The sequence below is a fragment of the Methylobacterium sp. 2A genome, from assembly GCF_009806555.1.
Taxonomy (GTDB): Bacteria; Pseudomonadota; Alphaproteobacteria; order Rhizobiales; family Beijerinckiaceae; genus Methylobacterium.
The window spans coordinates 129,680-142,866 of sequence record NZ_VUOK01000040.1; the positions used below are offsets into that span (position 1 = coordinate 129,680).

General features: G+C 70.6%; 11 protein-coding genes and 1 tRNA gene. 7 read left to right on the forward strand and 5 right to left on the reverse strand.

The window, feature by feature from the left end:
- The first annotated feature begins 23 nt into the window (after positions 1–23).
- From FVE89_RS19085 to FVE89_RS30595, 3 genes are all read left to right on the forward strand, one after another.
- Entirely contained in the window at positions 24–230 is a 207-nt protein-coding gene (locus tag FVE89_RS19085) for an Rmf/CrpP family protein (RefSeq protein ID WP_160535689.1), read from the forward strand.
- A gap of 107 nt (positions 231–337) precedes the next feature.
- Positions 338–589 (forward strand): hypothetical protein, encoded by a 252-nt coding sequence (locus tag FVE89_RS19090; RefSeq protein WP_160535691.1) that lies wholly within the window; start codon positions 338–340, stop codon positions 587–589.
- A gap of 218 nt (positions 590–807) precedes the next feature.
- Entirely contained in the window at positions 808–966 is a 159-nt protein-coding gene (locus FVE89_RS30595; protein WP_202130914.1) for a hypothetical protein, read from the forward strand.
- Positions 967–1,012: 46 nt separating this feature from the next.
- Here FVE89_RS30595 and FVE89_RS30600 read toward each other — a convergent pair whose 3' ends face one another.
- The 3 genes from FVE89_RS30600 to FVE89_RS19105 all read right to left on the reverse strand — a co-directional run bounded on the left by FVE89_RS30600 (position 1,013) and on the right by FVE89_RS19105 (position 3,919).
- Complete coding sequence (locus FVE89_RS30600; RefSeq protein ID WP_202130915.1) at positions 1,013–1,174, reverse strand: hypothetical protein; 162 nt, start codon at positions 1,172–1,174, stop codon at positions 1,013–1,015.
- A 1,006-nt stretch (positions 1,175–2,180) separates the two neighbouring features.
- Positions 2,181–2,256 (reverse strand) — tRNA-Lys (locus tag FVE89_RS19100).
- A 100-nt stretch (positions 2,257–2,356) separates the two neighbouring features.
- A complete protein-coding gene (locus FVE89_RS19105; RefSeq protein ID WP_160535693.1) occupies positions 2,357–3,919 on the reverse strand; it encodes a 2-isopropylmalate synthase in 1,563 nt (520 codons plus the stop codon).
- 403 nt (positions 3,920–4,322) lie between these two features.
- On the opposite strand from FVE89_RS19105, the gene leuB reads away from it, so the two are divergent.
- The 3 genes from leuB to ubiB all read left to right on the forward strand — a co-directional run bounded on the left by leuB (position 4,323) and on the right by ubiB (position 8,092).
- A complete protein-coding gene (gene leuB, locus FVE89_RS19110) occupies positions 4,323–5,432 on the forward strand; it encodes a 3-isopropylmalate dehydrogenase (RefSeq protein WP_160535695.1) in 1,110 nt (369 codons plus the stop codon).
- 106 nt (positions 5,433–5,538) lie between these two features.
- Positions 5,539–6,324 carry a bifunctional demethylmenaquinone methyltransferase/2-methoxy-6-polyprenyl-1,4-benzoquinol methylase UbiE gene (ubiE, locus tag FVE89_RS19115; protein ID WP_160535697.1) on the forward strand — a complete coding sequence of 262 codons (786 nt, stop codon included), beginning with the start codon at positions 5,539–5,541 and terminating at the stop codon, positions 6,322–6,324.
- Between the two features lie 205 nt (positions 6,325–6,529).
- Positions 6,530–8,092 (forward strand): 2-polyprenylphenol 6-hydroxylase, encoded by a 1,563-nt coding sequence (gene ubiB, locus FVE89_RS19120; RefSeq protein WP_160535699.1) that lies wholly within the window; start codon positions 6,530–6,532, stop codon positions 8,090–8,092.
- Between the two features lie 5 nt (positions 8,093–8,097).
- On the opposite strand, the gene FVE89_RS19125 is transcribed toward ubiB, so the two are convergent.
- Together FVE89_RS19125 and zapE are read right to left on the reverse strand one after the other, a co-directional pair.
- Positions 8,098–11,058 carry a response regulator gene (locus tag FVE89_RS19125; RefSeq protein ID WP_160535701.1) on the reverse strand — a complete coding sequence of 987 codons (2,961 nt, stop codon included), beginning with the start codon at positions 11,056–11,058 and terminating at the stop codon, positions 8,098–8,100.
- Positions 11,055–12,287 carry a cell division protein ZapE gene (zapE, locus tag FVE89_RS19130; protein ID WP_160535703.1) on the reverse strand — a complete coding sequence of 411 codons (1,233 nt, stop codon included), beginning with the start codon at positions 12,285–12,287 and terminating at the stop codon, positions 11,055–11,057. The genes FVE89_RS19125 and zapE overlap by 4 nt, the downstream gene beginning before the upstream one ends.
- A 295-nt stretch (positions 12,288–12,582) precedes the next feature.
- Between zapE and FVE89_RS19135 the strand changes: the two genes are divergently transcribed.
- Entirely contained in the window at positions 12,583–13,176 is a 594-nt protein-coding gene (locus FVE89_RS19135; protein ID WP_160535705.1) for a GNAT family N-acetyltransferase, read from the forward strand.
- The last annotated feature ends 11 nt before the right edge of the window (positions 13,177–13,187 follow it).

Genomic DNA, 13,187 nt, shown 5'->3' on the forward strand with positions numbered 1-13,187 from the left:
GAGCCGAACAGGAGGGGCGCCGCGTGACGATCTCAGCCCGTTCCCCCACCGCGATCAGCGACGAGGGACGGCACGCGCGCGACCGCGGCGATCCGGTCACCGCCAATCCGTATCCGCCGGGTTCCGACGCGCATCGCACCTGGGAGCGCGGCTACCGCATGCCCGACGAAGAAGCGCCGGCATCCGAGCCGGCGGCGGAAGAAGCGGGCCGTTCCGACCGAGCGTCGTGACGGCGTCACCCGGCTGGGGGCCGGGAACAGCCGCGCTGACGTCGGGTTCCCCGGACGACCGGCGGCACTCCGTGCCTGGCTGCCGGCCCGATAGGGAGACACACGCCATGAAACCGATGATTCTCGCCCTCGCCGGCCTCGTCGCGATCGCTGCGCCCGCCCTGGCTGCCGAGAGCGGCGGCACGTCCCGCTCGGGCACGGCCAACAGCACCGGTCCGAACGATGCCGGTTCGGGATCGAGCCCGGGTGCCAAGGGCAGCGGGCCGTCGACCGGATCGATGAGCCGCTCAGGGACCACCAACAGCACGGGTCCCAACGATGCCGGATCGGGCTCGAAGCCGGGTCCCTCGGGCCGCTGACGTCGACCGCTCCGGCGCCGACACGATGCCCCGCCCCCTGGGTGTCGGGCGGGGCGGAGAACCGCGACGGGGGCCGCTCGGAGGCCGCCCTGACCGTCGCCGCGGCCCTCTGAACTCCGGCGAACATCCCGTCCTGCCGGGCGGCCGCGGTGCCCGTTACGGGAACGGGGGCCGGTCGCCGAAAATTCGATCTCGCGAACACGCCTCACGGAGGGGTCATGCCGCCATTCAGCCGAATCGTGTGCCTTGGGCTTCTGGTTCTCGGCCTCGCCGCCTGTGACGACAAGCAGGCGCAGAACAATACGCCGACGAAACCGGATACGCAGAAGCTGGAGCCGCAGACGGATCAATCCGCGCCGAGCCCCCAGAAGCGGTAGCGGGTGAATCGGCGGCCGCCGGGAAACCCGGGCGGCGCGTCGCAGGCTAGGTCCCGGCTCGATTCGACTCGGACGGCACGTCGCCCTTCAGGTCGATGATCATCGGGGTAGCGGCTGCGAAACCCTGGGCTGCTTGCGCGATCAGGTCATCGAGCGCGTCGATGAGGTCGAGCGTCCGATCGACGGCCTTGGAGAGGATGCCGTTCACGCCTGCCCCCGGGTTGGAGCGCGCCGCCGTCGAACGGCGGCGCCTCAAAGGTTGCGTGTCATACGAAGCGCATCGGCCGTGATCAGACGAAATGCATCGGCAGGGCCCGGGCGAGCATCTCGGCGTAGGTGCCGGCCAGGACGGCGAAGGTCGCGGCGGTGGTCGCGGCGGCGACGGTGAGGCGGGTGGTGAGGGGCATCGTCTGTCTCCATCGGATCCGCAATGGTGTTCGCGGCGTGTCTCCGATGTAAGCTCAAGCTTTCAGGGTCGACGTGCTCCGGCACACGACCCATGGAAGACAGTCGAAGGTGGGGACTGCTTGGTTATCGTCGCCCCCGATCACCACCTGCGCGGTTCGTCGGGAGGGCGGCATCCGGCTCAGCAAGCCGCGCAGATTGGCTTGGCCGTCCGCTGCCCCTCGCGTTCGAGGCGATCCAATGCGGCATCCCGCCCCGAGCCCGGTGACGCGGCGCCCCGCCGTTTCCCGTCGCCGACGGGCGGCGTGCTGGCCATGCCGCTCAGGCCGGGCCTGTCCTCGGAGTCCGTCCGGCCCGGGTTGCGGGTCTTCGCGATGGCCGACCGGCCGATCGGATCCGCACCGATCGGCGCCCAGGCGGCCCGCTCACGGGCGGATGCGTCGAGCTGAGCCGTGGGATCGACGCCGCCCGCGCGCGCTCCGAGACCGGGTGTCAGGAGCTGGCCGGGCTCGGCGTTGCGCGGCAGGGCGCCGTTCGAGACCGCGACCGGTGCGAAACCCGCGTCCGGCGGCGCGGTAGCGGACGTCGCGACACAGGCCCCGAGGGCCGTCGAGCAGCAGAGGAGGATTGAGATCCGAAGCGCGACGATGGCGGGCTCCTCACGATTTGGGGTCCCGCCCCGCCCGGCAGCCGAGGCGGCGAAACGCCTGGCCGCGGTCTACGCCGGCGGCATCACCCTTGAGCGCGTCTGAGCCGCGAGCCGGCCGCCTTCGGCCGGATCCTCGAACCGCTTCTTGATAGTGAAGGGATGGTGGGCGCACTAGGGTTCGAACCTAGGACCCGCTGATTAAGAGTCAGCTGCTCTACCAACTGAGCTATGCGCCCGATCGCATCTGCGATCCGCCCCGGCGGCCACCAAGTCCGCTGGGGTGGCGGGCTGATACCAACGTGGCCGGGAGCTGTCCACCCCCGGCCGGCATTTTTCTCATTCCGCAGCGGCATGCTGCGCATGCACGCGCACCGCATGGGCCGCGAGCTTGTTCAGCGCCGAGAGATACGCCTTCGCGGACGCGACCAGCGTGTCGGGGTCGGCACCGCGGGCGGTGACGCTGCGCTCGCCGTCCCGCAGTCGCACCGAGACCTCGGCCTGCGCGTCCGTGCCGCCGGTCACGGCGTGAACCTGATACAGCTCCAGCTGCGCCTGATGCGGAACCAGCGCCGAGATCGCGTTGAACACCGCGTCGACCGGCCCGTTGCCGTCCGCCTCCTCGATCCGGGTGCCGGTCTCGTCGGCGATGCGCAGGGTCGCGCGCTGCGGACCCCGGGTACCGGCGATCACCGACAGGGAGACCAGCCGGATCCGATCGTGGGCCGTGGCGAGGTTCTCGTCCACCAGCGCCGCGATATCCTCGTCGTAGACGTGCTTCTTGCGGTCGGCCAGGGCCTTGAACCGCTCGAACGCGTCCTGGAACTGGTTGTCCGACAGGTGCAGGCCGAGATCCTCCAGCTTGGAGCGGAACGCCGCCCGGCCGGAATGCTTGCCCATCACCAGGGAGGTCTTGGTCAGGCCGACCGAGGCCGGGGTCATGATCTCGTAGGTCTCGGCGTTCTTGAGCATGCCGTCCTGGTGGATGCCGCTCTCGTGCGCGAAGGCGTTGCGGCCGACGATCGCCTTGTTGAACTGCACCGGGAAGTTCGTGGCATGGCTCACGAGCTTCGAGGCGCGGGTCAGCATGGTCGATTCGACGCCGGTCTCGTAGGGCAGCACGTCGGCGCGGGTGCGCAACGCCATCACGATCTCTTCGAGCGCGGCATTGCCGGCCCGCTCGCCGATGCCGTTGATCGTGCACTCGACCTGCCGGGCGCCGCCCTCGATGCCGGCGAGCGAATTGGCGATCGCCAGCCCCAGATCGTCGTGGCAATGGACCGAGAACACCGCCTTGTCGGCGTTCGGCACCCGTTCGCGGACGCTCGCGAACATGTCCCGGTACTCGGCGGGCGTGGCGTAGCCCACCGTGTCGGGCAGGTTGATCGTCGTGGCGCCGGCCTTGATGGCCGCCTCGACGCAGCGGCACAGGTAGTCGATCGGCGTGCGGGTCGCGTCCATGGCCGACCATTCCACGTCCTCCACGAGGTCGCGGGCCTGGGCCACGGTCTTCAGGATGATCTCGACCACCTCGTCCTGGCTCTTGCGCATCTGGTGGGCGAGGTGGATCGGCGAGGTCGACACGAAGGTGTGGATCCGCGCGCGCTGGGCGTGCCGCACCGCCTCGCCGGCCCGGGCGATGTCGGCGGGGATCGCGCGGGCGAGGCCCGCGATGGTGGCGCGCTTGGTGCGCTTGGCGATCTCCGACACCGCCTCGAAATCGCCGATCGAGGCGATCGGGAAGCCGGCCTCGATGATGTCGACCCCCATCGTGTCGAGGAGTTCGGCCACCGCCAGCTTCTCGTCGAACGTCATGGTGGCGCCGGGGCATTGCTCGCCGTCGCGCAAGGTGGTGTCGAAGATCAGGATGCGGTCGCGGGCGTTGGTGCTGGTCGTGGTCATGGTCTTACCCTGTCGCGGGCCGCCCGGCGTATGGCGCGGCGCGGCGTGATGCCCAGGCGGGCGGGTTCGCGAATGAAAAAATCCCCTGAAGGCCCAGGCGCGCGCCCGGACGGCCCTCAGGGGCGGGTAAGCAGAAGCGGAAGGCGAAGCCCGGCACGGCGCGCACGCGACCGCGGCGCCGTCGCGGCGGCCTTGTCGGTCTCGGTCGCTGAGCCGGCTCTGGCCAAGGCTCGTCTCTCCCGGGTCGGGCGCGGACGGCATGGAGCGGCATCCGCGCGATGGGCGGCAGAGGTAGCGCCGGAGCGCTGGAAACACAAGGGCGCCAGACACAAGGGCGCCTTGCCAATGGCCGGTTGCCCTCGATAAAGCCCGCCGGCACGTCGAGAGAACCCGCGAGACCGTCATGGCGACCTACAAGCTCCTGCTCCTGCCCGGCGACGGGATCGGCCCGGAGGTCGCTGGGGGCATGCAGGTGGTGCTGGACGCCCTCAAGGAGACCGGCCTCGCGACCTTCGAGACCGAGACCGACCTCGTCGGCGGCTGCGCCCTCGACGCGCATGGCGTTCCCCTCGCCGACGCGACCCTGGAGCGCGCCAAGGCGGCGGACGCGATCCTGCTGGGCGCGGTCGGCGGCCCGAAATGGGCGGGCGTTCCCTACGAGAATCGCCCCGAGGCCGGCCTGCTGCGCCTCCGGAAGGACCTCGACCTCTTCGCCAACCTGCGCCCGGCGATCTGCTACCCGGCGCTGGCCGAGGCCTCGGCGCTGAAGCGCGAACTGGTCGAGGGCCTGGACATCATGATCGTCCGGGAACTGACCGGCGGTGTCTATTTCGGCGAGCCGAAGGAGATCACCACGCTCCCGGACGGCTCGAAGCGCGCGGTCGACACCCAGGTCTACACGACCGGCGAGATCGAGCGGATCGCCCGGGTCGCCTTCGACCTCGCGGCCAAGCGCTCGGGCCGGGTCGCCTCCGCCGAGAAGCACAACGTGATGAAGTCCGGCGTCCTCTGGAAGGAGGTCGTCACCCAGCTCCACGCCGAGCATTATGCCGACATCCAGCTCGAGCACATCCTGGCCGACAATTGCGCCATGCAGCTCGTGCGCCGGCCCAAGCAGTTCGACGTGCTGGTGACCGACAACCTGTTCGGCGACGTGCTCTCCGACCTCGCCGCGATGCTCACCGGGTCGCTCGGCATGCTGCCCTCGGCCTCGTTGGGCGCGGTCGACGACAGCGGCCTGCGCCGGGCGCTCTACGAGCCGTGCCACGGCTCGGCGCCGGACATCGCCGGCCAGGACAAGGCCAACCCGATCGCCATGATCGGCTCCCTGACCATGTGCCTGCGCTACTCCTTCGGCCTGGGTGATGCGGCGGACGCCCTCGACGGCGCCATCACGGACGCGCTCGCGGCCGGCGCGCGCACGGCCGACATCGCCGGCGCGGGCACGAACCCGATGGGCACCCGCGCCATGGCGTCGGCCGTGGCCGATGCCCTGAAGGCCCGCGCGGCCTGATCGTCCTGAGACAGGGGCCGGGGGATCACCGGCACGCGCGTGTTTCGACGCATGGCGGAGTGCCGCGCGCTTCGCTAAGACGCGGCCATCGAGAAGCGGGAGCGTCATGAAGGTCGAAGACGGGGCGTCCGAGCGCGCGAGCGCGGATTTCGGATTCGAGCGCGTGGCGCTCGACGAGAAGCAAGGGCGCGTCGATAGCGTCTTCCACTCGGTGGCCCGGCGCTACGACATCATGAACGACCTGATGTCGGCGGGCCTGCACCGGGCCTGGAAGGCGCAGCTCGTCTCGATGCTGCGGCCGCCGCAGACTCGGGCCTTCGCGCATCTCGACGTGGCCGGCGGCACCGGCGACGTGGCGTTCCGGGTCCTGGCGGCCGGCGGCCCACGCACGCGTGTGACGGTGCTCGACATCAACGAGTCGATGCTGCGCGTCGGCGCCGAGCGGGCGCGGGAGCGCAAACTGGACGAGGCTGGCGACCGGATCGCCTTCGTGACCGGCAATGCCGAGAGCCTGCCGCTGCCGGATGCCGCCTTCGACGCCTACACGATCGCCTTCGGCATCCGGAACGTGCCGCGGATCGAGGTGGCTTTGGCCGAGGCGCGGCGCGTGCTGAAGCCGGGCGGCCGCTTCCTCTGCCTCGAATTCTCGGCCGTCGACATCCCGCTCCTCGACCGGATCTACGACGCCTACTCGTTCAACGTGATCCCCCGGATCGGCGCGCGGGTGGCGGGGGACGCCGATTCCTACCGCTACCTCGTCGAATCGATCCGCAAGTTCCCGACGCGGGGCGCCTTCGCCGGCATGATCGAGCGCGCCGGCTTCCGCCACGTCACCGACCGGCCGCTCTCGGGCGGGATCGTGGCGATCCATTCGGGCTGGAAGGTCTCCTGATCTTGGCCCAGATCCGCGAAGTTCCTCCCCCCTCTGCGGGGGAGGGTACCCTGCGCAGCACGGGGGGAGCGGGGAGCGACGACGCGGAGGGAGGCATTGGCCTCCATGAAGGTCGCGCCACTTTCGGGAGCGGGGTCCCCCTCTTCCGACCCTCGCTGAAGCGAGGTCCACCCTCCCCCGCAGAGGGCGGAGGGGGACTGCGCCCATGATCAGCGCCGTCATCAATCTCTTCCGCGGCGCCCGGGTCGGCTTCGTGCTGGCCCGCGAGGGGGCGCTCGCTTTCGCGGATCCCTCGGAACTGCCCCCGCACCTGCGCCTCGCCCTGAGGATCGGCCGGTCCCTGGAGCGGCCCGGCCTCGATGACGGCGCCGCCCGGCTGTCGGCGGCGATGACACGCCTCGGCCCGTCCTACGTGAAGTTCGGCCAGTTCCTGGCGACCCGGCCCGACATCGTCGGGATGCGGGCCGCCTTCGATCTGGAAAAGCTGCAGGACCGGGTCCCGCCCTTCCCGCAGGAGACGGCCCTGCGCGTCGTGGAGGGCGCCCTCGGCAAGCCGGTCAACCAGCTGTTCGTGTCCTTCAGCGAGCCGATCGCGGCCGCCTCGATCGCCCAGGTCCACAAGGCGGTGGTGCAGGATGCCGACGGCACGCAGCGCATGCTCGCCGTCAAGGTGATGCGGCCCGGGGTGCGCGAACGCTTCATGCGCGACCTTGAGGTCATGCGCTTCATGGCGCGGGTGGTGCACGCCCTGTCGCCGCAGGCGGAGCGACTTCGGCCCCGCGAGGTCGTGGAGATCCTGGCCCGCTCCGTCCTCATGGAGATGGATTTCCGCCTGGAGGCGGCCGCGGCCTCGGAAATCGCGGAGAACACCAAGGACGACCCCGATTTCCGCGTGCCCAGGCCCGAATGGGAGCTGACCGCCCGCGAGGTGCTCTCGGCGGAATGGATCGAGGGGACGCGCCTGCACAGCGCCGCCGAACTCGCCGCGAAGGGCCACGATCCGCAGGCGATCGGCCGGACGGTGATCCAGAGCTTCCTGCGGCAGGCGATCCGCGACGGGTTCTTCCACGCCGACATGCACCAGGGGAACCTGCTGGTCGATGCCGAGGGCCGTCTGGTGGCGGTCGATTTCGGCATCATGGGGCGGCTCGGCCCGAACGAGCGCCGGTTCCTCGCCGAAATCCTGCTCGGCTTCATCCTGCGCGACTACCGCCGTGTGGCGAAGGTGCATTTCGAGGCCGGCTACGTGCCGGCCCACCATTCCGTCGAGGATTTCGCGCAGGCGATCCGGGCGATCGGCGAGCCGATCCACCAGCGCCGGGCCGACGAGATCTCGATGGCGAAGGTGCTGACGCTCCTCTTCGACGTCACGGCCCTGTTCGACATGAGCACCCGGACCGAACTGGTGATGCTCCAGAAAACCATGGTGGTGGTGGAGGGCGTCGCCCGCTCCCTCGATCCGCGGCTCGACATGTGGACCACCGCCGAGCCGGTGGTGCGGGCCTGGATCGCCCGCAACATGGGACCGGTCGGCCGGGCGCAGAGCGGCCTGGAGGCTTTGCGGGTCGTCACCGACTTCGTCGGCGATGTCCCCGACCTCGCGATGCGTCTGAAGCGCGTGCTGATCCGCCTCGACGAGGCCGGCACCGGCGATGCGCGGCGGCTCGAACGGTTCGCCCGGAACGAGCGCCTGCGGGCGATCTGGTCGACGCTCGCCCTCTGGGGCATCGCCATCGGCGCGCTGGCGCTGGCGTTCCGGGGTTTCTGAGCCGGTCAGGCCGCGTCGGCCTGCGACGGCATCAGCGCGCGCAGCTCGCGGACGAGTTCACCGAGCCCCGTCTTCCCCTTGGCGAGCACCCGGTCCGCCTGCCCGGCGAGCCGCCGCCGGTCTTCGGCGGTGATGTCCTTGGCGGTCAGCACCACCACCGGCACGTCGCGCCAGCTCGGTTGCGCCCGTAAGGCGCGCAGGAAGGTGAAGCCGTCCATTTCCGGCATCATCAGGTCGAGCAGGATCAGCCCGGGCCGTGTCTCCGCGAGCTGGTCGAGCGCGCGGACGCCGTTCTCGGCCGCGCTTACGGGAAAACCCTCGCGCTGAAGGTAGGCGCAGATATGCGCGCGCACATCCGCCTCGTCCTCGACCACCAGGATCGGGCCTTCGCCGCCCGCAGGCCGGAACCGGTCGACGATCTGGCGCAGGTTGCCCCAGTCGATCGGTTTCTGGATGTAGTCCGTGGCGCCGAGCGAGAAGGCGAAATTCTGCTCGTCCAGGATCGTCACCATCACGATCGGCGTCGCCCCGATCTCGGGATCGGCCCGCAATGCCCGCAGCACGTCCCATCCGTCCATCCGCGGCATGGTCACGTCGAGGAGCACCGCCCGCGGGCGCAGGCTCCGGGCCAGTTCGAGCCCCCGCCGCCCGTCCTCGGCGACCGTCACCGAGAACCCCTCGCGCTCCAGGAAGCGGGCGAGGAGGTCGCGGGTCGCGGCATCGTCGTCGATCACCAGGATGGTGTTGCGGTCGGCGACGATCACGCCGGCCTCTTCGGGCTCCGCCATCCCGGCGCCCGGAAGGTGCGGCGGCAGGGTCAGCGTGAAGGTGGTGCCCTCCCCTTCCCGGCTCGCCACGGTGATCGCGCCGCCGAGCATCTCGGCGAAGGCGCGGGTGATGGCGAGGCCGAGCCCGGTGCCGCCGAAGCGGCGCGTGGTCGAGGCGTCGGCCTGGGTGAAGCGCTCGAACAGCTTGCCGACCTGTTCGGCCGTCATGCCGATGCCGGTATCGGCGACATCGAAGCGCAGCGCGTCCCCGGTGCGGGCGACCGCCAGGGTGATACGGCCGTTCTCGGTGAACTTCGCCGCGTTGCTGAGCAGGTTGATCAGGCACTGGCGCAGTTTGGTCACGTCGGTATGGGCCGTGCCGAGACCGTCCGCGAGTTCGAGGACCAGGGTGTTGCCCTTCTTCGCGATCAGGCCCTCCACGGTCGCGGCGACGTCGCGTATCACCGCGGCCACGTCGAAATCCTCCGCGAAGATCTCGACCCGGTCGGCCTCGATCTTGGAGATGTCGAGCACGTCGTTGATCAGGCCGAGGAGGTGCCGGGCATTGGCCTCGATCTTCTTCATGTCGGCGGTCAGCCCGGCCTCGCCGAGATCCTCCAGTTCCTCCTGCACCATCTCGGAATAGCCGATCACCGCGGAGAGCGGCGTGCGCAACTCGTGGCTCATATTGGCCAGGAACTGGCTCTTGGCGGTGTTGGCCGCCTCGGCGGCGGCGCGCGCAGCCTCGATCGCGGCTTCCGCCTCCTTGCGCTCGGTGATGTCGGTATGCGTGCCGACCCATTCGCGCAGGGTCCCGTCGGATTCGAGGATCGGGACGGCGCGCACGCTCATGTGCCGGTAGCGCCCCGACGCGTCGCGGATCCGGTGTTCGATGGCGTAGGGTTCGCGTGTGGTCACCGCCTGCGTCCAGGCGGCGCGGGTGTGGGCGCGATCCTCGGGATGGACGGCGTCGAGGAAGCCGAGCCCGGCATAGGACGCTTCGTCCTGCCCGGTGAACCGGCTCCAGGCGACCTGGCGGCGCTGGAGGCTGCCCTCCGGGTTGGCCGTCCAGATGATCGCCGCGCTGGCCTCGATCAGCGAGCGGAAGCGCTCCTCGCTCCGCCGCAGCCGGGCCTCCGCCAGATGGCGGATGGTCTCGTCCACGACGACGAGGCCGACGCCCTCCACATCCTGTCCCACCGTACCCGCCGCAGCGTCCGTGCCGCGCAGCGGGTAGAAACTCATCGAGAACTGGCGCAGCCCCCCCGGGGCCGAGGGTGTCGGGACCGCTATGGGCACGTCGGGCGAGACCAGCCCCTCCTTGAGGGCCGCGGCGAGCTTCGGTGCCAGTTCCTCACGCAGCGTCGGCAGCATCGCCCAGATCGGCGCGCCGATATCCGCCCCGAATCCGCGCTCGCTCATCGTGGCAAGCGCCCGGTTCATGTGGCGGATCTGGAGATCGCGGTCGAGGAAGCCGAGGCCCACGGGCGCATTGGCCAGCACGCCGTCGAGGAGCCGCGACATGCGCAGCGATTCCTGACGCCGCACGAGGGCGAGCCGCGCGAGCAGCACGATGGCGCCCAGCGCCGACAGACCGGAAAGCAGGAACAGGAGCAGGCCGCGCAGGTGCGCCCGGACCTGCAGCGCGGCCAAGTTCGCGGCGGCGACCTCCTGGCGGGCGGCGGCCTCCAGGCGGACCGCGTCCATCAGGCGCTTGCCCGCGCCGGTCCGGACGAGATTGGTGGCCGCATCGAACCCCTGTTCGCGGCGCGCGGCGATCACCCGGGTCGCGAAGTCCCGCTTCTGCGCGATCAGGCCCGCGAGGGACGGCCCTCCGGCCCGGACGGGTTCCTGGGCGGCTGCGCCGAGGGCGGCGAGTTCCGCCTCGATCTTGGGCAGAGCGGCCGTGTAGGGGCTCAGGTATTCCTCGCTGCCGACCAGCACGAAGCCGCGCTCGGAGGTCTCGAGGTCCTTCACCTCGGAGATCAGGCGCTCGACATCGGCGATGACGGCGTTGGTCCGGGCCGTGGCCGCCCGGTCGGCTTCCCCGGACAGATAGTTGGCCGTGCCGGCCCCGAGGGCCACGACGAGGAGGATGAAGGCTGCGGGTGAGCCGAGGAGCGGGCCGAGCGGCCCGGCGCCGCGCCAGTTGCGCCGCCGCAGGCGGAAGATCGATCCGACGCCCGGACGCGTGCTCATGTCTCGACCAGTCCCGTGCTCGCGCCGGACGCTTCCGAATCGGGTTTGCCGTGCGGCAGGGCGAGGTATTCCCGCGAGCGCATCTCGATCAGGCGGGAGACGGTCCGGTCGAACTCGAAGGCCTCCCGTCCGGTCTCGGCGGTGTAGAGGTCCTGCGCCTCGGCCTCCGCCGAGGCCACGAGCTTCACGTGCCGGTCGTAGAGCGTGTCGATCAGCGTGATGAAGCGCTTGGCCTCGTTGCGCTCGGCCTCGGCCATGACCGGGATGCCGTCGAGGATGATCGTGTGGAAGGCGCGGGCCAGCGCCATGTAGTCGGAGGCGCCGAGCGGCTGCCGGCAGAGATCGTCGAACCCGAACCGCGCCACGCCGCCCGCCGCCTCGGGGATGGCGACATCCCGCCCGTGGACCGTGATGGTCGCCGGCTGGCCCTTCGCCCTGCCGGTCAGCCCCTTGAAGGCGGCATCGAGGGCGGCGCGGGCCTCGGGTCCGGCCGGCACATGGTACACCGCCGCCCCGCCGAGCTTCTCCAGCCGGAAGTCGGTGCGCGAATCGAGGCGCAGCACCTCGACCCGCTCCTTCAGCGTCTGGATGAAGGGCAGGAACAGGGCGCGGTTGAGCCCGCCTTCGTAGAGCCGGTCCGGCTCGACGTTCGAGGTCGCCACCACGGTCACGCCGCGCCGGAACAGGTGTCCGAACAGGCGGCCGAGGATCATCGCGTCGGCGATGTCGGTGACCGTGAACTCGTCGAAGCACAGGAGCGTCGCCTCGTCGGCGAGCTGGTCGGCCACCGGGCCGATCGGGTCGTCGCCCTTGACGGTGCCGGCCTTCAGGGCCTGCCGATAGGCGTGGATGCGCTCATGGGCGTCGGCCATGAAACCGTGGAAGTGGACCCGCCGCTTCGGCTCGGGCGCGGCCTCATGGAACAGGTCCATCAGCATGGTCTTTCCGCGCCCGACCGAGCCCCAGATGTAGAGTCCCTTGGGCGTCTCGGCCTCGTCCTTCCGCCGGAACAGCCAGCCCAATGCACTGGTCTTGCTGGCGCGCTTGCGGCGCTGGAGATCCTGGATCAACCGGTCGAGGCCACGGACGAGGCGGGCCTGAGCCGGATCCCGCTCGATCGCACCGGTGGTGACGAGGGTTTCGTAACGCTCGTGGACCGGCCCCGGCGAAACGGCGCCGACGCGCGCCTCCGGCGATGGCGTGGTGTGCAGGCCGGATCTTTGGTTCACGCCGCTGGTCCCTCGCCGCTCGCCGTGGCGCCGCCCCGGCACCCGCGCCCGCATGGAAACACGACGGCCCGCGCCATTTCCCTGTGCCGGGGAAGACCAACCTGAATCAAGTCCACGCCCCGCGTCCGGAGATCACACGGTGCCGTCCGTCACGTCGGCGCATGGCAGGCGCGCGCGGCGTCGTTTCACGGTTCTGCTGCATTGCACAACGAACCTCGGAATGCGACATCAGCCGCTGCTCTCGGGAGGGACGTCCGGAATTTCTGCGCGCGAGCGCTCAGACCGGAGACCCAACATGGCCGTTTTAGCGCGTGACGAACCGACCCGTACCGTTCGACGGTTGTGGCGGGCGGACCGCGACGCGGTTCTCGACTACTTTCTCCGCCTCGATCCCGAAACCCGGGCGAGCCGCTTCATGGGCAATGTGAGCGAGGCCGGCGTACGGGCCTATGCCGCACAGGCCGTCACGGCGGACGGCATCATGTACGGCGCCTTCGTGGATGGCGTGCTGCGCGGGCTCGGCGAGCTCCGGCCGATGGGGCCGTGTCCGTCGCGCTATGTCCTGGGCCCGCGGGCCGAGGCGGCCTTCGCGGTGGAGCGGGCATTTCGTCGCCGCGGCCTCGGGGCCGACCTGTTCGCGCGGATCGCCCGGGCGGCACGCCACCGCGGTGTCGTCGACCTGCACGTGCGCTGTCTGTCCGGGAACGGGCCGATGCTCCGGCTGGCGGCAAAGCACGGGGCGGCGCTCCAGTATGCGGGCAGCGAGATCGACGCGGCCCTCCATCTCGAGCGGCCGACGCCGTTCTCGCTCTGGTACGAGGGCATCGCCGAGGCGTTCGATTTCAGCCTCGCGGTCGGCTTCCCGAGCCGGTCCGGCACCGCGGCCTGAAGCGGCGGCGC

Coding starts and splice junctions, on each gene's coding strand:
- ubiB (WP_160535699.1), top strand. CDS start 6,530: ATGATCAGCGCCGTCATCAATCTCTTCCGCGGCGCCCGGGTCGGCTTC.
- ubiE (WP_160535697.1), top strand. CDS start 5,539: ATGAAGGTCGAAGACGGGGCGTCCGAGCGCGCGAGCGCGGATTTCGGA.
- FVE89_RS19105 (WP_160535693.1), bottom strand. CDS start 3,919: ATGACCACGACCAGCACCAACGCCCGCGACCGCATCCTGATCTTCGAC.
- FVE89_RS30595 (WP_202130914.1), top strand. CDS start 808: ATGCCGCCATTCAGCCGAATCGTGTGCCTTGGGCTTCTGGTTCTCGGC.
- FVE89_RS19125 (WP_160535701.1), bottom strand. CDS start 11,058: ATGAGCACGCGTCCGGGCGTCGGATCGATCTTCCGCCTGCGGCGGCGC.
- FVE89_RS19135 (WP_160535705.1), top strand. CDS start 12,583: ATGGCCGTTTTAGCGCGTGACGAACCGACCCGTACCGTTCGACGGTTG.
- FVE89_RS19090 (WP_160535691.1), top strand. CDS start 338: ATGAAACCGATGATTCTCGCCCTCGCCGGCCTCGTCGCGATCGCTGCG.
- leuB (WP_160535695.1), top strand. CDS start 4,323: ATGGCGACCTACAAGCTCCTGCTCCTGCCCGGCGACGGGATCGGCCCG.